General features: G+C 48.7%; 15 protein-coding genes. 9 read left to right on the top strand and 6 right to left on the bottom strand.

The features are described from left to right. Positions 1-42 precede the first annotated feature (42 nt). Positions 43-2,646 carry a TonB-dependent receptor gene (locus tag P0078_RS17230; RefSeq protein WP_282931150.1) on the bottom strand — a complete coding sequence of 868 codons (2,604 nt, stop codon included), beginning with the start codon at positions 2,644-2,646 and terminating at the stop codon, positions 43-45. A gap of 229 nt (positions 2,647-2,875) precedes the next feature. On the opposite strand from P0078_RS17230, the gene P0078_RS17225 reads away from it, so the two are divergent. Continuing rightward, on the top strand, positions 2,876-4,798 hold the full coding sequence (locus P0078_RS17225) for a PhoX family protein (RefSeq protein ID WP_282931149.1): 1,923 nt from the start codon (positions 2,876-2,878) through the stop codon (positions 4,796-4,798). Positions 4,799-4,909: 111 nt separating this feature from the next. Beyond that, positions 4,910-5,992 (top strand): phosphate ABC transporter substrate-binding protein PstS, encoded by a 1,083-nt coding sequence (gene pstS, locus P0078_RS17220; protein ID WP_282931148.1) that lies wholly within the window; start codon positions 4,910-4,912, stop codon positions 5,990-5,992. 1 nt (position 5,993) lies between these two features. Here pstS and P0078_RS17215 read toward each other — a convergent pair whose 3' ends face one another. Beyond that, positions 5,994-7,856, bottom strand: coding sequence for a sensor domain-containing diguanylate cyclase (locus tag P0078_RS17215; RefSeq protein ID WP_282931147.1), 1,863 nt, complete (start codon positions 7,854-7,856; stop codon positions 5,994-5,996). 927 nt (positions 7,857-8,783) lie between these two features. Between P0078_RS17215 and P0078_RS17210 the strand changes: the two genes are divergently transcribed. Continuing rightward, positions 8,784-9,143, top strand: a complete 360-nt coding sequence (locus P0078_RS17210) for a putative quinol monooxygenase (protein ID WP_282931146.1) — start codon at positions 8,784-8,786, stop codon at positions 9,141-9,143. Positions 9,144-9,538: 395 nt separating this feature from the next. Here the strand turns inward: P0078_RS17210 and P0078_RS17205 are convergent, their stop codons facing one another. Beyond that, positions 9,539-10,273, bottom strand: a complete 735-nt coding sequence (locus P0078_RS17205) for a sulfite exporter TauE/SafE family protein (protein ID WP_282931145.1) — start codon at positions 10,271-10,273, stop codon at positions 9,539-9,541. A gap of 149 nt (positions 10,274-10,422) precedes the next feature. Next, complete coding sequence (locus tag P0078_RS17200; protein ID WP_282931144.1) at positions 10,423-11,031, bottom strand: MarC family protein; 609 nt, start codon at positions 11,029-11,031, stop codon at positions 10,423-10,425. 156 nt (positions 11,032-11,187) lie between these two features. Here P0078_RS17200 and aceK point away from each other — a divergent pair, with 156 nt between their 5' ends. Both aceK and P0078_RS17190 read left to right on the top strand, forming a co-directional pair. Then, positions 11,188-12,942: a bifunctional isocitrate dehydrogenase kinase/phosphatase gene (gene aceK, locus P0078_RS17195; protein WP_282931143.1), complete on the top strand. Its 1,755-nt coding sequence runs from the start codon at positions 11,188-11,190 to the stop codon at positions 12,940-12,942. Positions 12,943-12,998: 56 nt separating this feature from the next. Continuing rightward, on the top strand, positions 12,999-13,508 hold the full coding sequence (locus tag P0078_RS17190; RefSeq protein WP_282931142.1) for a hypothetical protein: 510 nt from the start codon (positions 12,999-13,001) through the stop codon (positions 13,506-13,508). Positions 13,509-13,646: 138 nt separating this feature from the next. Here the strand turns inward: P0078_RS17190 and ppk1 (P0078_RS17185) are convergent, their stop codons facing one another. Both ppk1 (P0078_RS17185) and ppk1 (P0078_RS17180) read right to left on the bottom strand, forming a co-directional pair. Further along, a complete protein-coding gene (ppk1, locus tag P0078_RS17185) occupies positions 13,647-15,698 on the bottom strand; it encodes a polyphosphate kinase 1 (protein ID WP_282931141.1) in 2,052 nt (683 codons plus the stop codon). 360 nt (positions 15,699-16,058) lie between these two features. Continuing rightward, positions 16,059-18,107 (bottom strand): polyphosphate kinase 1, encoded by a 2,049-nt coding sequence (gene ppk1 / locus P0078_RS17180; RefSeq protein WP_282931140.1) that lies wholly within the window; start codon positions 18,105-18,107, stop codon positions 16,059-16,061. A gap of 385 nt (positions 18,108-18,492) precedes the next feature. Between ppk1 (P0078_RS17180) and P0078_RS17175 the strand changes: the two genes are divergently transcribed. The 4 genes from P0078_RS17175 (at position 18,493) to P0078_RS17160 (ending at position 22,106) form a co-directional block, all read left to right on the top strand. After that, positions 18,493-18,981, top strand: a complete 489-nt coding sequence (locus P0078_RS17175) for a Ppx/GppA phosphatase family protein (protein ID WP_282931139.1) — start codon at positions 18,493-18,495, stop codon at positions 18,979-18,981. Then, positions 18,894-19,964, top strand: coding sequence for a Ppx/GppA phosphatase family protein (locus P0078_RS17170; protein WP_282931138.1), 1,071 nt, complete (start codon positions 18,894-18,896; stop codon positions 19,962-19,964). Before P0078_RS17175 ends, P0078_RS17170 begins: the two co-directional genes overlap by 88 nt. A gap of 72 nt (positions 19,965-20,036) precedes the next feature. Beyond that, complete coding sequence (locus P0078_RS17165) at positions 20,037-21,503, top strand: protein adenylyltransferase SelO (protein ID WP_282931137.1); 1,467 nt, start codon at positions 20,037-20,039, stop codon at positions 21,501-21,503. Between the two features lie 183 nt (positions 21,504-21,686). Beyond that, positions 21,687-22,106 (top strand): DUF2147 domain-containing protein, encoded by a 420-nt coding sequence (locus tag P0078_RS17160; RefSeq protein WP_108734638.1) that lies wholly within the window; start codon positions 21,687-21,689, stop codon positions 22,104-22,106. Positions 22,107-22,111: the final 5 nt, after the last annotated feature.

Below are 22,111 nucleotides of genomic sequence, written 5' to 3'. Positions count from 1 at the left end.
AGGATAAGAATTTACACTAATCCAAAAATTCCAGTGAAAATTCTAGAAAGTGCTATAGCTCAGCCCAATCGCATAAGTCGGACCGTATTCTTCGTACTGACCATTAAACCCAGACGTGTGAACATAGTAAGGCTCATCCGTGAGGTTAACCCCAGTAAAAGTAAGTTGAAGGCCATTATCAAAGCGGTAGCGGGCCGACAAATCCAATTGCAAATGGTCTTCTTCGTAGCGGTCATTGACCTCATTTTCAAGGTCTACTTCCAGCAGGCGTTCACTGCGGAAAGCTGCTGACAGGCGCATACTAAAGGCATCGCGTTCATAGCCTACAATAAAGTTGCCGACAAAATCCGCCTGGGAAGGCATAGATATTTTGTCACTGCGATCACTGCTATTGAGACCCAGATCAGCTTCTGAATCGGTTAATGTTGCATTAGCCCTGAGTAAGAACCCATTTTCAAAACCTTGGGTCCAGGCCAGTTCGGCACCGCTGATACGGGCGTTGTCTCCGTTAATCGGTTGCCATACTTCAGCATCATCCACCGCTAAATTCCCTACAAAACGGGTAAAATCGGTATTACTGGAAACCTCAGACATAACAATAAAGTTATCGATACTCTTATGGAAAAGTCCCACAGAGAACATACCCAGGTCGTCCGCATAGTATTCGGCAGATAGGTCGATATTGCGGGATTCATAGGGGTCTAATTCTGGATTTCCAGCTTCAACCTCCAGTTCCCCATCATCGTATTCAATTTTGGCCGGAGAGGGGTTCAAATAGCCAAATGATGGACGCGATAAGGACTCCGAATAAGCTGCACGGAGAACAACATTATCGTTGTAATCAAACTTGTAATTAATACTGGGAAAGAAATTGTCGTAGTCCCGCTCGTAGTTAACCTCAGTGGCATAAACCCCTTCTGAAATTAAATCGGCACCCGGCAGGGGCTCTTCCGACTCTGCCACATTCACTCCTTCAGCAGTAAATTCGGTGCGCTCATAGCGAACCCCAAAAACCAGCTGGGAGCGATCCAACTCAATAGAATTCATCACATACAAGGCCGTGATGTCTTCATTCATTGCGTAGTCACGGGCGGATGCCAAAGCGGTCTCCGTCTCATCTATGTCAAAATCACTGAGGTTAGCATTGATAAAACTATTCAGGCTTCCAACATTGACGCCAGGTCCAAATGCATCCAAACCATAATCGATACTATTGCGAGAAAAGTCCGCCAGAGTGTAATCCCCACCAAACCCTTCATATACAGTCGCATTTAAGTCACCAGCCTTTTCTCGCTGACGCTCATGTAATCCGAATTTAACTACTGAAGGATTGCCAGCCCAATCCATTTCTCTACTGATATCAATACGGAAGCTGATTTCTTCATCTTCAGTAAAGTTATCTTCAATGACCAACTCATCGAGTTGATAGCTGGCCGGGTCCAATACTGCTTCAACATCCTCACTTCCCACCGCCATACGGGGAGTATCACCAACTTCAACATACCCCAAACGCAGGGAGTCCAAGACAAAATCGGTATCGCGGCGATTGGGTTCAGATTCCTCTGCATGGGAATATCCCAAGGCATAGGACAATCCCCATTGCTCAAAATTATGCTCTCCGCCAAATACCGCAGAAATAATTTCCTGTTCTTCCAGGCGGTCCTTCAGGGACTTCTCCAACGCGGCCTCTTCCCATTCTGCCGAGTTGCCTGAAATAGTCTCCGGCTCATCGCGCTCATCATCGAGCTTCCAGGAATTGCGCTGGCGGATTTCCTGATCAGAAAAATCGGAGTACAAGCTGTGGAGATAGATGCTTGAGTCACTGCCCAGATCCAGGTCGAAGTTGGCAGCAAGACCTGTGCGCTCCCGGGTAATACTGTAATCGCGATGCTCTATTTCGGTCGCGCCCTTAGCGACAGAGCCGTCTTCAGCGGTCAGCTCTTCCCAGCTACCGTCAGTCTCAATATTATCTGAGCCAAAATCCCGCTCCTGGTGACTTAGCGCCAAGGCCACCCCAAGACGGCGCTCTCCATCAAGTTCAAAAATGTTGGTCATGGTCGCAGCCACTTTGGGGCTGTACTCTTCCTGCAGCTCGCTGTAGCTATTCTCTACACTGAATTTGTAGCGATTGCTGTCATAATCCAGGGCATTCAGACTTTTGATCTCAATGGCACCGCCAATAGAATCTGCGCTCATATCCGGCGTAAGAGTTTTAAATACCTCCAAACTCGCCAATAAGTCCGATGGAATAACATCCAGGGCTACCGCCCGGGAGTTTGTTTCCGGTGCCGGCAAGCTCACACCATTAATTGTCGCCGCATTCAAATTTGGGTCTATACCCCGCACCCCAACGAAACGCCCCTCACCCTGATCTCTCGCAATAAATACACCGGGCATCCGCTGTAACGCTTCTGTGACATTGGCATCGGGGAGTTCACCAATCGCATCAGAAGTTTGCACCGCTACGACCTTATTGGCGTCCCGCTGTCGATCCAAGTCGCTGCGCGCATTACTTGCCTGAGCGGTAACCGTCACAGTTTCCATTAGCTGCTCATTTTCTGCGACAGCATTTGCACTAATGATGGCAGTCGCCAGAGCCGCCAATGGCATTCCCAGTAACCGCAAGCCTGAAGTTCTGTATTTCATTGCGTCCCACTCCCACATTACCGGTGGTTAATTGAATTGGACGCAGACTAGAAGGCCGCTATGAACTTTACGTGACATTTTTTTTAAGCTTGTCATCACATAGTCAATTAGTACTGCGACGATAGATGTAAGCCCTGCTATTTACACAGATATCAATCGCCTTAAAAAGAACCATCAAGGCAATTAACAGTAAAAAGCGTCATATACTGAAGCCAAATATGGAGCAGTCATGAACGAAAGCCCCACAAACCCAGCACGCAGATCTCTATTTAAAGTCCTGGGTGGTGTAACCGCCACCGGTGCTGTAAGCAGCTTACTACCCGGCTGTAGTGGGAGTGAAAAGCCCACACACAACTCCCTCACCTTTAAAGAAATTCCCCATGGCCTGGATTACCAACACCATCTACCAGAGGGTTATAAATCCACGGTTCTGCTAAGGTGGGGAGACCCTCTACATAAAGAGGAAACATCTTTTCAGCCTGAAGAACTTAGCGCCAGTGGCCAGGAACAACGCTTCGGTTACAACAACGATTTTATTGCTTTTATGCCCTTGGCAAAGGGGGCGAGTTCCACCCAGGGGTACCTGCATATACAAAGTAAAAATAGTGATCGCGGGCTTTTATGTGTCAATCACGAATACACCCAGCCCCATCTAATGTTCCCCGGTTATAACGACGAATACAGTGCCACCCGGGGAGTGAGTGCCGAGCATGTGGCCATTGAACAGGCTGCCTGCGGACACTCCATCGTGGAAATTCAAAGAACTAAACGGGGCTGGAAAGTAGTGGCTGACAGTCCCTATAACCGGCGGATAACTTCTACGACGCCAATGGAAATCACTGGCCCGGCCGCAGGCGACGAACGTTTGAAGACCCACCAAGATCCCAGCGGAACCCAGGTCCTCGGTACCATAGGTAACTGTGCAGGAGGAAAAACCCCATGGGGAACCGTATTAATTGCTGAAGAGGGGTTTGGTGGCGCTTTTCAGGGAGACCCAAAAAAGCTCGAAGATTCCCTGGAGATCGAAAACCATCAACTTTTTGGTATAAAACCGGAAAATCGCAACTGGGGTGACCACGACCGCCGATTTGATATTCAGGTAGAACCCAAAGAGCCCAACCGATTCGGCTGGATGGTGGAGTTTGACCCCTATAACCCCCAATCAAAACCGCGCAAACTGACCAGTTTTGGGCGTTTTGAGCACGAAGGCTTTACCCTGGTCTGTAAACCGGGACAACCGATCGTTGCTTACGGCGGCGATGATGATGAACATCAATTTGTCTATCGCTATGTATCCCAAGATAACTATCAGCCCGAAGATCCCGATACAAACCGAAAGCTACTCGTTAATGGCTCGCTCTATGCCGCACGATTTGCCGACGATGGCAGTGGCGAATGGCTGCCGCTGATATATGGCCAGGGCCCACTGACCGCAGAGAATGGTTTTCGCAATCAAGCAGATGTAATGATTGATGCGCGCCGCGCAGCCACGCTACTGGGAGCCACGCCAATGGATCGGCCGGAGGACGTAGAGACTAACCCCCACAATGATTGCACCTATGTAATGCTGACCAAAAACAAGAAGCGCAGCGATACCGATGCCGCCAACCCCCGCGCCCGCAATACTGCCGGCCATGTATTGGAAATAGCGCCCCCCGGGAAGAAGGGAAACCGCGACCACACAAGCGCACAATTTCAGTGGCAGCAATTTCTACTTGGCGGAAATCCCAATGCTGAAAACCCCGCTGAAAGGGGCGCCTATGGACAGCAGTCCCCTTACGATATCTCTGAGCACGGCTGGTTTGCCAATCCCGATAACGTTGCTTTCGACCCCAGGGGCAATATGTGGATTGCTACTGATGGCTGTGAGCGCCTTGGCTTCCACGATGGACTTTGGGCAATGGCTACTGAAGGGCCTTTGCGAGCGGCACCCAAGCATTTTTTTGGCTGCCCCCAAGGGGCTGAAGTATGCGGGCCGGAATTTACCCCCGACGGAAAAACACTATTTATTGCTGTGCAGCACCCCGCCGATTCACGCAACTCAACTTATGACAATCCCCTGCACCGGTGGCCAGATAATAATCCCCAGTTACCACCTCGGCCGTCGGTACTGGCCATCTACCGCGAGGACGACCAAATAGTCGGTAGCTAGGCAATTGATATGACGAACCAGGGACCCTGCTAAAATTTTAATCTAAAGCAGTTTTCGGCCTCTCATCCCGCCTATAGGCAGGTTGCCAGAGGCCTATAAGCCGAGGTCCCTATGATATCGAGGTGTGCAACCCTTTTACGCCGCCTTACCGCTGTGCTGGCAACCGCCAGTTTTATCCTTGCCGCCACACCGGGAACTGCCCAGGTACCAGAAAATCCTGTAAATCTCCGAGGCAGTGGCGCCAGTTTCCCCTACCCAATCTATGTAGAGTGGTTTCGGCAGTTCACCCATCGGGAAAACAACATATTTATTTTCTACGAGATGAGCAGTAGCGGTGATGGCATCAGAGACTTTCTCGGTCACACAGTCGATTTTGCCGCCTCAGATGCTGCTATTGAGATCGATGAGTTACGCAACCTAAAAGGTGGTGGCGTGGTACTGCCGGTTACTGCTGGGGAAGTGGTACTGGTATTTAACCTTCCCGGGATCGACAAGCTAAAACTGTCCAGGGAAGCTTATGTGGGGATTTTCCTGGGAGAAATAACCCACTGGGATGACCCCAAGATCGCAGCCGCAAACCCCGATATCAAGTTGCCCAGAGATGAGATTACCGTTGTCACCCGCTCTGAAAGTTCGGGGACCTCGTATATCTTTTCTGGACATATGAGTAGCGTGAGCCAGGATTTCCGCGAAAAAATTGGTTTGGACAGAACACCCAGTTGGCCAAAGTTGCCCAGATTTAAAAGAGCACCGGGCAATCAAGGCGTAGCCGCTAAGGTTCGCAAGAAAGTCGGGGCCATTGGCTATGTCGAACACGGGTTTGCCCAACTGGTAAACCTGCCTGTGGCTTTACTGGAAAACCACGCGGGAAATTATATTGCCGCAGGCCCCAAGAGCGGAGCAGAGGCTCTTTCAGAGATTGAATTTCCAAAAGCATCATTACCAATTAGTGGAGCTCCCAACCTAATCGCCTGGATCTGGGACCCCAAAGGAGAAACCGCCTATCCCATTACCAGCTTTTCCTGGCTGTTACTCTACGCAGACCAGGATGATCAAAAAGCACAAGCACTGCGGCAAATGCTCGTCTTTATGTTGAGCAACGCATCCCAAAGCCAGGCCGGAAGCTTGGGCCTGGTGCCCCTTCCGGAGAATATACGTCAAAAAGTACTCAATGCAGTTACCTACGTACGTTAATTTACGTAGCTTCAGCGCACTCCACAATACGATTACGTCCAGCGCGTTTGGCCTGATACAACGCAGAGTCTGCTCGTCGCATTAGCTCCAGGATATCTTCTCGCCCCTGCAGACGGGCGATGCCAATACTTGCGGTAAACTGAGCTTGCCCAACGGCACTTTTAATCACGATTTTAGCGATATCCCGGTGTATACGATTGGCAACCTTCATAGCTCCTTCGACATTGGAGCTGAGTACTAGCGCGAATTCCTCCCCACCAATACGCCCGAAGATATCCACATCCCGTACGTGTTGGGAAATTACTCGGGCAGTCGCACAGAGTGCCTGATCGCCGATTAAGTGGCCATGAATATCATTAACAGATTTAAAATTGTCGATATCCAGCATTAATACACACAATGGCATTTGGTTATTAATTGCCACAGCCACTAGATTACTGGCCTCTTCAAAAAAGCAGCGGCGATTAAAAATACCTGTTAGCGGGTCTGTGCGCGCCTCCTCTTCAGCCTTGGCTTTAGCGTACTCCAATTCCTGTGTGCGAAGTTTTACCTGTTGCTCCAGCTCGGTTCTCGAGGCTTCCAGGTGTAGTAGATACTTCTTTTCTGCAGTCTCTTTTTGTTGCCGTAAACGTTTTACCAGTAATCCAATAGCTATCATTATTGCCAACATCTCAACAAAAGAGGCAACCGGGGGCCAATAATAATTAATTGGATTGTGCACCACATAACCGAGATCCCTCATCGCCTGTACCAAAAGCCCCAACACCAAAACGCCCCAGGCTAAAGCAAAAACGGCCGCAGAAGTATCCCCCTGTCGCCAACGTACCAATGCGACAACAACAACGCCAGGATAGAAAAACAGAGCGAGCATCATGGAAATGTGCCCCAGAGCCTCCCACTGCAGTACAACGCAAATAACCAGGAATAAACCGTTGAGTAGAATTAATTTTAAAAAGTAATCCAGTCTTGGGGTGTACTTTGCCGTTTCAAGAAAGTATCGGGCAAAAAGAATTCCGGTTAGGATCGCCACAGCACTACTAATCGATTGATAGCGCCAATCAAATTGCTCTTGAAGCAAATATTGGTGGGTATATCCCAGTAAAGATCCCCACACCCAAATTTTCGTTACGGAATATAACGAGTATAGATACAGGATATTCTTACGCGCAGTAATAGCACCAATCAGCGCAAGAATGGCCATCAAAAAATAACCACCAAAAAGAAATGACGTTAAAATGGCCTCAGCCTTACTCCTCTCTTCAAGTTGTTCAGGTCGCCAAATACGCATACTGGGAAAGGCAACACCTAAAACTCCAACATCAAATTTAACCATCATTTCCTTTGATGCGAAGGGGCGGATTTCCAATGGAAAAGCAAAGCGATGATGCCTGATTTTTCGACTGGAAAAAGGCTGATTCGCAGACAGACTTGCCAGCTCCGTATAAGGTTGACTGCCGCCCTGAATCCTAGAAAAGGCCGTCAGCCCATCGAGCTGGTTATCCACATATTCAATTGAGACATAAACTGTTTCACTACTGGAGTTTTTTAATATGAAGTGAGACCAGAAGGCTCCAGATTTAAGTCCGGTAGATCCAGCAGTTCCCAGGGGAAGAAAAAGTTTATTTTTGTAAGATTTTTCAGCTTCAACAATGTTTCCAAACCCCGATGGATCATGCCAAATTGCATTTAAGCCACTCGGTTTACTTCCTCCCTCCAACGAGGTGACATCCACAACCGTATGGGGGTAGCTGGGCATAGAAAGAAGTATGGCAAACATCAGCACTGCACAGCAAACCAAACGGTAGTGCCATTTAGGACCACCCTTTTGAGTCCACAGTTCAAATTCACCAATTGTTTTTTTCATTCTTACTATGTAGATGCGCAACAATTTCCGTCTTCATAAAGACCAAATCAGTCATAATGGATACTGACTTCCAAAGTGAATTGATGATGCTTGTTGTATTTCAGAGAAATAGCTTCCATACAAGAAAGTCATCAATTCATACTTACATAAAATAGCTATGTATGAACTCTACAAGTCCGCGCCTGTACAAAAAATACGCTAGTGGGGACTTTAAATTATCAGGTACAACTTTTTTCTACTCCCCCTATTTGGCAGTTTCACTCTTAATTTATCAAGCGCTTAAGTAATGTGTTTTATGCCTTTTAGCTTGAAATAAGGGTACACAGGCTGTTACGCCGTCTTACACCTTGGGACTAATCCTTAAAATCAAGTATTAATTAGGAGAGACAAAGAATACAAAATCTTAAATACGCCAAAGAAAAAATTCCTGTTAACGACTACATTTGACTACCCACATCGAATTTAAATATTGTCCCTAGAACGCTAAATTTAGAAATTGTTGCTGATCCGGGGATCTCATCGTTGTTTACCAATCAGTACATACGGAAAATATGCCACTCTTAGATATTAAGGAGCCTCTAAAGAGCAGCTGAATACAATTGGGCTTATCTCACAACACAAGCATTGAACCCTCCCTTAGACCAAACAATGAACCATTAGTCATTCCTGAAGCAGGTTCCTGATGTAAGGAGCCCGGTGAAGTTCAGTGCAACTGGAGGGCTATCAAAAGCTAGCCTTACCAAACTAGACGCCACGATGTCGTCTACAATATCTAGGACCACCTCTTGATCTTCTTCCTGAGTAGAGCAGTTATTCCTCCTCAGGTATTTAGCGGTGGGTTGCTTATCAGTCAGCATGCTCCCAGGGTCTAAAAGTTGTTGCTCTACTACTTATGTCAAAGCCTGTTAAACCGTATTGGAGATACTTATGTTTAATAATGTTGGCTGGATTGTGGAGGCGAAAATAAAGAGCGGACAGGAGCAGGCCTTTAAGTCAATTGTTGATGAAATGGTAGAGATAATCTCGCAGCAAGAAACGGGGACACTGAATTATCAGTACTATATTTCTGATAGTGGAGAAATTATTGTATACGAGCATTTCAAAGATGTAAGTGCCGCGCATAAACATGTGGATACCTGGGAGAATTATTCAGAGCGCTGGCTCAAGACGGCAGAACCCACTCGCGTCATCTATTTAGGCGATCTTCCCAAAGATCTTCAGGCACGCCATGCAGGCCTAACCCCCCAGCAGTATCACACCTATGCAGGATTCGAGCGCAGCCATTAATAAACTGAATATAAAAATTGTACTAAGGAGCCTCTGAATAACTCCGTAATGCCTCTTCGGGTCTTGAAGGCTGCAGGTGTTAGGCGCAACTCGCCGTGAATGGCCGTAAGCCCTTTGCAAGAGCGGCAACGCAGCAGCTGTGGCCTTCAAGGCCCGCCCTTCGGGGCTTGCAGAGCGATTCACACTCCGCATTGCGACTTCTTGAAAGGTCTAGACATTCCTGCGAAGCCGCGCCTTGATTGAGAACCGCTCTGCATGCCAGAGGTATCACGGAGTTATTCAGAGGCTCCCTATTTCTTATGATGATAGTATTGTAATTAGGGGACCGAATTTTAATTCTTTGCTTTCCAAACGGTTAGTTTTAGCAATAAATTATAAATACTATCCCTATAAATCTAAGCCATGTCATAAAGCGCTTTTATCACTAGTACCAAGCCACACAAGAACATTACCAATAGAGTGTATTTCCTAAACTTTTTAAAGCTGACCTGATTCAATCTCCTTTTCGCGAGGGTTACACCAATAATCCCCCCAAGCCCAGCCGCCACACCATAGAATGCCAACTCTAGGGATACCGCCGAGAATGTAATATAAGTTCCCAGCTTTACAAGCTGCATTAACAGCCCATTAAAGGCCTTAGTGGCTATCAGGGATTCTTTCTCGAGGCCATAATTCAGCAAGAAAGGGTTCTTAAGCGGACCCATTGCCCCAATAAGACCGGAAGCAAAAGCGGTCACCAATCCCAAAGGTAAAAAATAGGGAAGTGACATGGGAAAAGATCTTTCCCTATGGCCAAAGCGATACTGAAGTATCGTGGACATTAAAAAAAGCCCAACCACTATTTGTATCCACTCTGGGGACATCTGTGTATAGGAATATGCACCTAACAATGCCCCGACTAAGCTTCCCGGGGTAAGCCAGCGTACTACCCGCCAATCAATATAGGACCAGAAAACCAGTGCCCGGTATGGCGAAGCCAGGCACTTGGCAATGGTTACCGTTGGTGCAACCAGGTGTGGGCCAACGGTAAAGCTAATCACAGGAACAAGGAGCAGTGCCCCGCCCCCGGCCGCAAGCGTGCTGATATACCAAATCAAGACGCCAAAAATCAGCAGCAATAGCTCTATCATTTTACCGCTTCAGAAGTCACCAAAATCACAATGAATAAAGTAGAAATTCAGGCTTGGGCGCAATTCCAACACTAACCGGCAATCCAATACTCTCTTCACTAGAAGAAACGTAGCCTTAGCTCAACCAGTACAAAACCAAATGCCAGTAGTTAAATTGAAAAGAACTGCTGAATCCCGACAAGTACATTGGTTGTTGCTACGGAGGCCAGGATCAGCCCCATAACGCGACTTACGATACTGGCCCCGGCATCACCAATAAATCGATATATCCAGTTGGCAGTTAGCAGCAGCAATATCACTATCGCCAATACAGCTATCATGGCAGATGCTGTACTCAGCTGATGAACCACATCAAATCGATGGTTATCTGTGAGTACCACAGCCGCGAGCATGGCTCCGGGTGAGGCAATGGAGGGCACCGCAAGAGGGAAAATCGCTGTCTCATGCCCCTCACGGATGATTTCTATCTCCTGCTCTGGCTTGCTCTCACCAAATATCATGGTTAAGGCAAACAGGAACAGGACGACGCCTCCAGCTACCTGAAATGCAGAAAGGGGCACGCCAATCGCCTCGAGGAAGAATTGCCCTGCGACCAAAAAGAACAACAAGATCCCGGTGGCAACGAGTACTGCCAGCCAGGCTATCCTGCGCTTTTGCCACTCTGCATGTCGTGAAGTGACTGCGATAAACACTGGCAGAGTACCCACCGGGTCAATCACAGCAAAGAAAAAGACAAAGCTACTGATCCAATCGTTCAATTGGGACTCCGACGTGCCGTGCTACTATCCGCTTAATTAGAGCCCCAGGCAGTATGGGCAGGACCGGAGCGAGGTGTGCTTAGGGGGTCCAACGCCGTTATCTACGGTAACTGCTGGCGCAAGCGTAACTTGTAACTTAGAAAAAAAGTCTAGTGCATGACGAATCACTCACCGACCGCCCGACGCATCGCTAAAACCATCCTCAATGGTTTTGACGCCTATTTCGCAGACTATCAGAACATCACTTTGGGCGCCAAGGCCCGTTTTGAAACCGCCTCCTGGCAAGCGGCACACGAGGCCAATAAAGCCCGGATCGATCTGTACAAAACCAAGGTCACCCAAGTGGTGGACCTGGTCCATTCGGTAACCAGCAAGGACACCAGCCAGCTGGAGCTGTGGCGTGATGCCCGCGCCACTTATGCACAGCTGATTGCCAATCACAGCAATTATGAGATCGCCGAGACCTTTTTTAACTCGGTGTTTTGCAGCCAGTTTCACCACACCAACATTCACGACAGCAATATCTTCGTCAAGCCGTCCCGAGCACCGGAAGACAAACCGCTACGGGATTACAGCATCTATATCAGTTACAGCGGCCGCCACGGCCTCGAGTGTATGGTCGAAGATATTCTCAAGGATTTCAGCTTCTCCACGCCCTGGGAGAATATGGAGCGCGACATTGCCCATATCTGCGAATCCCTGCGCAGCGCCCCCCTGGCCAATGTGGACAACGAGAAACACTTGCGGGTGGATATGCTGGAGTCGGTTTTCTACCGTAACAAAGCGGCCTATCTGGTGGGGCGCATTATCCTGAACGGCGAAGTTATCCCCATGATCCTGCCCTGCCTAAACAACGGGCGCGGCGGTATTTTTGTGGACACCCTTATCTACAATAACGACTCCGCCAGTATCATTTTCAGCTTTACCCGTTCCTACTTTATGGTGGATGCGCCAATCCCCTCCCGCTTTGTGCGCTTCCTGTCCACCATTATGCCGCTCAAGGAGAAGTCTGAGCTATACAACTCTATCGGCTTCCACAAACACGGTAAGACCGAGTTCTACCGCCATATCCTCGCCCATATGAAGGTCAGTAACGACAAGTTTGTTATTGCACCGGGCATTAAAGGGATGGTGATGAGTGTATTCACATTGCCCTCCTACCCGGTGGTATTTAAAGTCATTAAAGACGAGTTCGACCAGCCGAAAACTGTCACCGAAAAGATCGTAAAAGAAAAATACAAGTTCGTATCCCGCTCTGACCGGGTCGGCCGTATGGCTGACACCCAGGAGTATTCTTACTTTATTTTCTACCGCAATCGCTTCAGTGAAGAGCTGATCAAAGAACTGCAGGAAGTGGCACCATCAAAACTGATCATTGATGAGAAGCGGGTCATCATCAAACACCTGTATGTAGAGCGGCGTATGGAACCGCTTAACCTCTACCTGCAACATGCCAATGAAGAGCAAACCAAGGAGGCCATGGAAGAGTATGGCAATGCCATCAAACAGCTGGCAGCCGCAAATATCTTCCCAGGTGACATGTTGCTGAAAAACTTTGGGGTTACCCGTCACGGGCGGGTAGTCTTCTACGATTACGATGAACTCTGCCCATTGACGGAATGTAACTTCCGCAAGATTCCCGAAGCTCATACCTCTGAGCAGGAGCTGGCCGACAAGCCCTGGTATACCGTCGCAGAAGCCGACGTCTTCCCAGAAGAATTCCGCCTGTTCTTCTCTGGCAATCCCACCGCGCGCGCGGCATTCGAAAAGCTGCACGGCGATTTATACAACTATCGCTTCTGGAAACTCTTACAAGATCGTATTCGCGCCGGACATGTGGAGAGTGCTTTCCCCTATCGACGCAAGTGGCGTTTCCCGCGCCGCTCCCATAACCGTGCACAACAAAAGTAGACGACCAATCTATGACTATATTGGTAGGAGGACTTTTCCAAGGGAGCGGATAATCCGTGCATATTTTTCGCTGGGCTCTAGTTGCCGCAACTTATACCCTGCTGACGACCAGCGGTTGCGGCTATTTCCCCAGCGAGATGTCCATCCCCGGCAAGCTCCCTCCAGCAAAACGCCCACCACCTTACGCACGAATCACAGGTAAACCCCATGTGGTCAGCTGTGCAACCCCCGCCCGGGGGTTTCCAACCCTGTCCTTTGATGAGGTCTTTACTTTTACTGAAAACCCACGCCAACCCTTCGTAGAGTCATATGGCCTTCCCCAACAGTTCGATGTAATCGGCTATGTATGGGGCAGTGAGAGGTGTACACCAGCGGCCTTCTGTAACTATGGAGACTATTACCAGCTGCTGGGACGCGGACCCAGAGGCGACTTTGCAACTTGGATTTCCACCCCGCAATATCCCCGTATTACAATTCAATCCCCCTGCGGCCAGCGACTGAAGGTCGGCCAGGGGTATCGCTTTTCATTTAGTGATGGACAACTGGTAGGATTTAGCCCCAACTAAAGAAAAGAGTTGCCACTAGTGTGATAGACAGTATTTGAGACATACTGTGAAGACATACTGTGAAGACACCCGGTTAGGCCTGTAAAGCATCTATGCCCATATACTCTTGGGCACCGTACAATTTCTCTTCTGCCTTTTTTAGTACCTCTGGGAATGCTTCTTTAAATAGCGGTAAATAGCGTCCTGAGCCCGACAGCCCCTACTTCCTTCATTAGCCAATCGGGTATTAGTTTGACCGGCATCAATTAAGCGGGCCTTCTGATTATCATGCCACTGTAGTTCCATGATTTTCTTAATGGTTCGGAGGTGTCGAGAATTGGTCACCGGATAAGTGACTTCGATACGTTGATCCAGACAGCGGTTTTTCAGGTTTGCAGAGGACATCCACATCAGTTCATCGCCACCATTATGAAACACATAAATCCTTGCATGCTCCAGAAACTTATCCACCAAACTGATCACCTTAATATTGTCGGATAATCCAGGGGTGTCGCATACCAAAGAGCACTCACCGCGAACGAGTAATCGAATCTCTACTCCCGCAGCGCTCGCCCGATAAAGGTGGGCAATCAGTTTGCTGTCTATCAGGCTGTTGCACTTAAAGAATATGCCAGCCTTACACCCAGCGAGGGCTGCCTCTATTTCCCGGTCTATGGCCTGCTCAAAAGACCTTCTCAATGAGAAAGGAGAGACAATAATATGCTTGAAAACCTGTTTTATATTGGGGAATCGCATAAATTCAAACAAGTTATAGATGTCGCGACCCACTCCCTGATCATTAGTCAACACACTGAAATCACAGTAGACACGAGCAGTACTCTCGTTAAAATTCCCTGTTCCCAACTGGGTATAAAAACGATTCTTTCCCTGCTCACGGCGAACTACAGAAATTAACTTCGCATGAACCTCCATTTCAGGAACGCCGTAAACAACCAACACTCCCGCTTCTATTAATTTACGGGACCAATAAATATTGGCTTTTTCATCAAAACTCGCCCGCAATTCAACAACCGCAATTACTTTTTTATTATTTCTAGCCGCATTAATTAACGCCGCGATTACCCTTGAGTTTTTCGCCATTCGATACAAGGTAATACGTATCTCTTTTACCTGCGGGTCAATAGAGGCCGAAGCAAGGAAATTTGTTATTGCCCAAAAATCATGGTACGGATAACAGAACAATCCATCATCGTCTTGCAATTGGTCAAAAATATTTTCACTGGTGGATAAAGCCAAGAGCGGTGCCGGCCTTCTATACCGACAACTTTTGGAATCCGGGGCAAAGCCCATAAGATCTTTGGAGTTGTGATAACGCCCACCAGGGGTATAACTATCCCTGGATCCCATCTTCAGCTTTTTCTTAATCAGCTCCAACAGTGTATTAGGCATTTCCATGTCGTAAGCAAGACGTACCGGCTCTGCACGCTTACGCTGTTTGAGCGACCGTTCAACACGTTCGAGAATATCCCGGTTGACATACTCCCCCAGCTCAATATCTGCATCTCGACTTATCTTGAACATATATGCCTTGGCAGAAAGAATAGGCAGGACATTGCGGAAGACTTCTTCCAAGCACACTCGAATAATATTATCCAGAACGATGTAAACTTTCTCTTTCCTGCCTTGTCGCGATGGAATTTCCAGGAACCGGGGAAGAATAGCAGTAGGAATCTCCATAACTGCATATCTGCTTGGCTCCCCTTTTAAATTCAAAGTGATAGCGAAATAGATATTGTTGTCACTCAGCAATGGCATTGCTGATCTGCCATCGATAAAAAAAGGCTCTAACTCCGGTAAAACCAGACTATGGAAATAATTTTTTACAAATCCCAACTGATGGCTATTTAAACTATCTTCTCGAACAAGATAAATACTATGCTTTTTCAATCCCGATAACACTTTGACATAAGCTTCGGCATAGCGCTTTTCAAGCGTCAAAATACGATCATTAATAGTTTTCAATAGCTGGGAAAAGTGCTCCCTCTGCCCCACACCAGAATCAATACTCGCCAACCTCCGTACACCAGCAACCTTAATGCGGAAAAATTCATCCATATTCTGGGAGAAAATTCCGAGAAAGTGTACCCGTTCGATAGCCGGGACTGTTTCATCCTCGGCTTCCTGTAGTACTCGCTCATTAAAAGATAGCCAGCTTAATTCGCTGGGAAATAGAGGAATATCATTTAGCATAGATAGAGCACTTCACCAACGCTTCTACTATTGATCACCAAAATCCAAATACCAGCCTCCCTAAATCCGCCCTACTGGTACAGAGCTTAAAATCTGGCTAACTATAAAATAATAGAACAAGGTGACAGCGTATTTTTGGATTCACTCCTTGTGATATCGGCTATAAAACCAACAGTAGAGTTTCTATCTTGGTAGCGGGATCAATAAATAAAGGAAAGATGCACTCTATCAAGAGTGATAGCCTAAACTGGGTAGAATAATGATGTTAGCAGTGCAAATGGTATTTGTGACCCCACAGACAAACTGAAGGGTCACCATTTAATCTAAGGAAGGTCTGCAGCCCATTATTGGCGATCTATACTACTCCGCCTCACGCTGCTTTAAAAAGCGATAGATGGCATCCTGGGATCGACAACCTTTTCGTCCCCCATTAGCCAACTTGGAATTTGTTTGCTTGGCATCAATCAGCCGCGCCTTCTGATTATCACTCCACTGCAATTCCATAATTTTGCGAACTGTAGCCTGGTGCTCCGGATTCATAAGCGGGAAAGTGACTTCAACTCGCTGATCCAGGTTTCGTTTCATCAGGTCCGCCGAAGACAACCACATCAGCTCATCACCACCATTGTGAAAAATATAGACCCGGGCATGCTCCAGGTACTTATCTACCAAACTGATAATACGAATGTTGTCTGATACGCCCGGAGTTTCACAAACCAATGCACACATCCCACGAACGATAATACGAATTTTTACACCTGCGGCACTGGCACGATACAGCTGCTCAATAATCTGGCTATCCACAAGGTTATTACACTTGAAAAATAGCGCCGCTTTCTTCCCTGCCTGGGCGGCATCAATTTCGCGATCTATCGCTGCAGTTATCGCATCCCGATAGAAAAATGGTGAAGTGATAATACGTTTAAAAGAAGGGCGCTTACGCGGTGCCTGCATAAACTCAAATACATTGTACACGTCCCTACCTAGCTCCTGGTTATTGGTCAATAAACTAAAATCACAATAGACCTTCGCTGTATTCTCATTAAAGTTACCGGTGCCTAGATGGCTGTAGAAACGGTCTTTGCCATCCTCGCGACGAAGCACAGAAATTAACTTGCAATGTACTTTGAGATTGGGCATGCCATACACTACATTCACCCCGGCATCGCTCAACTCATGGGACCAATGGATATTGGCCTTTTCATCAAAGCGCGCCCGCAACTCCACCACCGCAGTCACTTTTTTGTTATTGCGAACCGCATTTACCAGAGCCGCAACTACACGGGAGTTCTTTGCTACCCGGTAGAGATTAATCCGAATTTCTTTTACCTGAGGGTCTAGTGCGGCAGATGCCAGGAAATTGACAATCGCATGGAAGTCATAATAGGGATAATAATAAAGCCGATCCCCTGCGCACAGCTGTGAAAATACACTTTCATTTTTCGGTAAGGCTGGCAGTGGTGTGAGGCGCTTATAGCGAAGCCGGGCGGATTCTCCCGGGAATTTCATCAGATCTTTGGAATTGTGATAACGCCCACCGGGGGTATAGGTATCATAACGACCCATTTTCAGTTTCTTCTTCACCAACTCCAGTAGAGCCTCAGGCATATCACCATCGTATGCCATACGCACCGGATCTGCGCGCTTTCTCTTTTTTAGTGAGCGCTCCATTCGGTCGAGAATATTCTGGGTTACCTCTTCACTTAACTCCAACTCAGCATCGCGACTGATCTTAAAGGTATAGGCGCTGGCTTTAGCGATAGGCACCACATGGCGAAATATTTCTTTAAGGCATCCCCGGATAATATTATCGAGAACGATGTAGACTTTCTCCCGCTTCCCCTCCCGTGGAGGAATCTCCACAAAGCGGGGAAGTGTATCCGTAGGAATCTCCATTGCCACATAGCGCTCAGTACCATCATCCAACTCAAGTGCAATCGCAAAATAGATACTGGTTTCATTAATCAATGGCATGGGCTTGCGCCCATCGATAAAGAATGGCTCCAACTCCGGCAGCACTTCCCGGTGAAAGTAACTTTCTACAAACTGGCGCTGGTTATCGCTAAGCGAAGTCTCCCTAACCACATGGATATCATGCTTTGCCAGATCCTTTAAAGCTTTGTTATAGGCCTTCGCATAGCGCAACTGTAACCTCAACACTCGATTATTAATCGATTGCAATAGATTACTGTAATATTCCTTCTTTTCTCCGCCAACGGAAAAGGCTGCTAAACGACGTACCGCTGCAACATGCACACGGAAAAACTCATCCAAGTTATTAGAGAAGATTCCCAAAAAATGTACGCGCTCAATAACAGGCACACTTTCATCTTCCACCTCCTGTAAAACACGCTCGTTAAATGAAAGCCAGCTCAACTCTTTGGGAAATAGAGGCACATCGTTAGACATTGCAAAACCATAAAACGCACCCAGTATCTGACGGCAGTTTAAAAACCCAGATTATTCTGGAAGCAGCCTTAACACGGGGCTGAGGGTCAAGATTAAGTAAAGAAATATGCCACTGAAATGTGGCTGTGAGCAAGCGCCTATAGCAATATAACGATCTAGTATGGCTTCACAGTTTTCTGCCACACTGTTTCAGTCCATAAATTGGCACAAATAAATAAAAAATATCTTTTATTTATAAAAGATATTTAATAATTTTGTAACACTTTTATAGGTGGCGCCTTTTTGGTGCGCTGTATATTGACTGCACCCACTATTGGACTGAAAAGTGGCAAAATGAATAATAGAGCGTCCGACTCCATACATTAGCGCTTTCAACGGGATATTGATGCAAGCTCCAAACGAACGCTATGCCGCCCTAGATTTGGGCTCAAACAGTTTCCATCTGCTCCTGGCGGAATTTCGCGATCAGCGCATGGTACGCCTGCACACAGACAGAGCCATGGTGCGCCTGGCCGAGGGGCTGGATATTAACCACCACCTGGACTCGGCAGTAACCGAACGGGCCCTGACCGCTCTGCAACGCTTTCAACCAGTGATGGATAAACTGCCCCTCGACCATGTGCGTGTTGTGGGTACAAATACACTGCGTATGGCTGCGGCCAATGCCGATGGCTTTTTGGAAGAAGTGGAATCAATACTCGGTGTGCCGGTGGAAATTATCAGCGGTATCGAGGAGGCCCGCCTGATCTTTACTGGGGTTCTCGCCGCCGCCAATGGCCCCCTCGCTTGCGCTGCATTATTGATATTGGCGGTGGCTCTACGGAGCTGGTTCGCGGTGGTGATACTCCACAGCAACTGGAAAGCCTGGATATAGGCTGTGTTTCCTACAGTAAACGTTTCTTCGCCGATGGCCTGATCAGCCGCAACACTGTAAACCACTTCCAGCGCGCGCGGCGAGCGGCGCGGGCCGAATTGCAGGAGCTACAGCATATTGCCGAAGGCGCGGAAGTTACCGGTTGCTCCGGGACTATCAAAGCGGTTGCCAGGATTTGCAATGATGGTGAAGTAAAGGCGATCAAGCGCGGGGATATCGATCAGCTTGCGCACCGGGTTTCCTCCGCCAAACATATCGCGGACCTGGATTTGCCCTATCTGGATGAAGAGCGTCGCCCGGTATTCGCTGCCGGTCTGGCGATACTGCATGCAATATTCTGCGAACTTGACATTATGCGTATGGAAGTCTCTCCCTATGCAATCCGCGAGGGCATAGTGCACGACTTGGCCGGGCGCTTGCACGGCGGGGATCGACGTGCAGATACGATTGCCGCCATGGTAGAGCGCTGGCAGGTAGATACCAACCAGGCTAAACGTGTCAGTTCCACCTCACTCAAGCTCCTGCAGCAGTTGCGCCCCCAGTACCCACCAGAAGGCAAGGTGCGACTGCACTGGGCTATCCAGTTGCACGAAACCGGCCTGGCCCTAACTCACAGTAGCTTTCGCAAGCTGGGGGCTTATATGGTTAAACACGCCGATATGGCCGGATTTGCCAAAAGTGAACAGGAGCACCTGGCCTATCTGGTGCACAACCAACGGGGAAGAATCAAACCGCCACGGGAACACTATGGCTTCCACCCCAGCCCGGACCTTCTGTTATGCCTGCGCCTCGGATGTATTATTCACCGGGACCGCACCGAACGCAGCCTGGACGGCTTAAAGCTATATGACCAGGGAGACGCCTATCACCTGGAAGCTGATCAACAGTGGCTGGAGGATAGCCCGGCAATTGCAGAATTGTTGGAGCAGGAAGAGCAACACTGGCGCTCACAAAATCGGCCCCTACAGATAACGGCGATATAAGAGCCAGGGGCCCTTGTGAGCCACTCTGGACACTGGCGTTTTACGCGAATATTCACCCTACAATCAAAAGCTATGAAACTGAGCGAAGTCACTCTCGAACACCACTATGCGGATATGGGGGAAGCCTTTGGCACCCCCATAGCACCCACTCCTTTCCGCCACCCCAAGGTAATCGATACCAACCCTTCTGTGCTGCAACTATTGGGAATAGATCCCAACGAGAAATCTGACCCCGCCTGGGCCGAGCTGGGCTGCGGCGCCCGCCTGTTTAAAGGAAGCCGCCCATTTGCCATGAAATATACCGGTCACCAGTTCGGGGTCTACAACCCGGACCTGGGGGATGGGCGAGCACTGCTATTGGGTGAAATCGAGAATGAAGGCCGACACTGGGAACTGCATTTAAAAGGTGCGGGTAAAACGCCCTACTCCCGCTTTGGCGATGGCCGCGCAGTATTGCGCTCCACCATACGGGAGTACCTCGCCAGTGAAGCACTCTATGGCCTCGGTATTCCCAGCACCCGGGCACTGTGCATTGTTGGAAGCGACGAACCAGTCACCCGAGAGAAAATCGAAACTGGGGCCATGCTGATCCGGGTTGCGGAGAGCCACGTGCGTTTCGGTCACTTTGAATACCTGTTTTACACCAAGCAACTGGAGGCCTTACAGGAGTTGATCGGGGTTATTTGCCGACGCTTTATACCGGGTACAGAGGGTATGGCAGTGGGAGACCAAGCTGAAGCACTGCTGCGCTTTACCACACGCCGCAGTGCAGAGCTAGTGGCAGCCTGGCAGTCCGTAGGCTTTGCCCACGGCGTGCTCAACACCGATAACATGTCGATTATTGGCGACACCTTTGACTACGGGCCCTACGCCTTCCTGGACGACTACGACCCCACTTTTATCTGCAATCACTCCGACCACACCGGCCGTTACGCCTTTGAGCAACAGCCTGGAGTCGTACTGTGGAACCTGAATGCTCTCGCCCATGCACTGTCGGCCTTTGTCGGTGTAGACGCCCTACGCGAATGCCTGGAGCAATTCCAGCCGGTGGTAAGCGAGGCCTATGCGCAACGTATGCGGGCCAAACTGGGCCTGGAAAAAGAAGAAGATGGCGACCAGGCCCTCTGCTCGGAACTGCTGAAGTTGCTACAACACGGCCAGGCCGACTACAGCCTATTTTTCCGCGCCCTGGCCCACTACCGGGGGGAGCGTCCGGCCAGCGCTTTGCACGAGTTACTCAAACCCACTTACCACAGCGCCCTGGATCAATGGCTGGAGCACTATGATCGCCGCCTCACCCGGGAGACAAATAACTCCCGGGAGCGCAATCTAGCCATGCTGTCAGTCAACCCGAAATACATTCTGCGCAACTATTTGGCACAGAAGGTCATCGAGGCTGCTGAAGATGGCGACTATCATCCTTTGCGGACTCTGCGCCAGTTACTGCAATCCCCCTTCGCCGAGCACCCGGAGCGAGAAGTCTGGGCCAGTGCACCGCCAGAATCCGGCAAGCGTATCCCCTTGAGCTGTTCCTCTTAAAGGTGCCTTTGGGTAATTCACAAAGGTCTCGAAATTGGGACAAATAGAGAGAAAAGGCAGGGATATGTGGCCAAATGCTACTTTTTGACTGTTAGATTTTACCTGATGACGACTAGCCCACTGCCCTCGCAGGTGACTTGATGTAATATCTGGGTCACCCTACTTTACATAGGAAAATAAGTGATGATTAGAAACCTGCTTCTGGCCACTTTTGGCCTGCTGTTCGCCCTGCAGGCCAGTGCTGCAGATATCCTGGGCAACTGGCGCACTATCGATGACGAGACTGGAGAGACAAAGTCCATCGTCAACATCTATGAAAAGGATGGGAAGTATTACGGCAAGGTAGTGGATCTTCTGATGAAGCCTAACGACACCGTTTGCGACAAGTGCCCAGGCGACCTGAAAGGTAAGCCCATTGTCGGCATGGATGTCATCAGCGGGCTGGAAAAGAAAGGGAAAAAATACGAGGACGGGGAAATTCTCGACCCGGTAAAAGGCAAGGTATACGACCTGAAAGTCTGGCTCGAGGATGACAACACCCTTAAGCTGCGCGGCTACCTGGGCTTCCTCTACCGCACCCAAACTTGGCACCGAGTTCAATAAGCAAC

Source organism: Microbulbifer sp. VAAF005, from assembly GCF_030012985.1.
Taxonomy (GTDB): Bacteria; Pseudomonadota; Gammaproteobacteria; order Pseudomonadales; family Cellvibrionaceae; genus Microbulbifer.
This window is presented reverse-complemented; position numbering and strand designations above follow the sequence as displayed.

What these genes read in the sequence shown, in the direction of transcription:
- P0078_RS17230 (WP_282931150.1), bottom strand. Translation starts at nt 2,646, where the DNA reads ATGAAATACAGAACTTCAGGCTTGCGGTTACTGGGAATGCCATTGGCG.
- P0078_RS17225 (WP_282931149.1), top strand. Translation starts at nt 2,876, where the DNA reads ATGAACGAAAGCCCCACAAACCCAGCACGCAGATCTCTATTTAAAGTC.
- pstS (WP_282931148.1), top strand. Translation starts at nt 4,910, where the DNA reads ATGATATCGAGGTGTGCAACCCTTTTACGCCGCCTTACCGCTGTGCTG.
- P0078_RS17215 (WP_282931147.1), bottom strand. Translation starts at nt 7,856, where the DNA reads ATGAAAAAAACAATTGGTGAATTTGAACTGTGGACTCAAAAGGGTGGT.
- P0078_RS17210 (WP_282931146.1), top strand. Translation starts at nt 8,784, where the DNA reads ATGTTTAATAATGTTGGCTGGATTGTGGAGGCGAAAATAAAGAGCGGA.
- P0078_RS17205 (WP_282931145.1), bottom strand. Translation starts at nt 10,273, where the DNA reads ATGATAGAGCTATTGCTGCTGATTTTTGGCGTCTTGATTTGGTATATC.
- aceK (WP_282931143.1), top strand. Translation starts at nt 11,188, where the DNA reads ATGACGAATCACTCACCGACCGCCCGACGCATCGCTAAAACCATCCTC.
- ppk1 (WP_282931141.1), bottom strand. Translation starts at nt 15,698, where the DNA reads ATGCTAAATGATATTCCTCTATTTCCCAGCGAATTAAGCTGGCTATCT.
- ppk1 (WP_282931140.1), bottom strand. Translation starts at nt 18,107, where the DNA reads ATGTCTAACGATGTGCCTCTATTTCCCAAAGAGTTGAGCTGGCTTTCA.
- P0078_RS17175 (WP_282931139.1), top strand. Translation starts at nt 18,493, where the DNA reads ATGCAAGCTCCAAACGAACGCTATGCCGCCCTAGATTTGGGCTCAAAC.
- P0078_RS17165 (WP_282931137.1), top strand. Translation starts at nt 20,037, where the DNA reads ATGAAACTGAGCGAAGTCACTCTCGAACACCACTATGCGGATATGGGG.
- P0078_RS17160 (WP_108734638.1), top strand. Translation starts at nt 21,687, where the DNA reads ATGATTAGAAACCTGCTTCTGGCCACTTTTGGCCTGCTGTTCGCCCTG.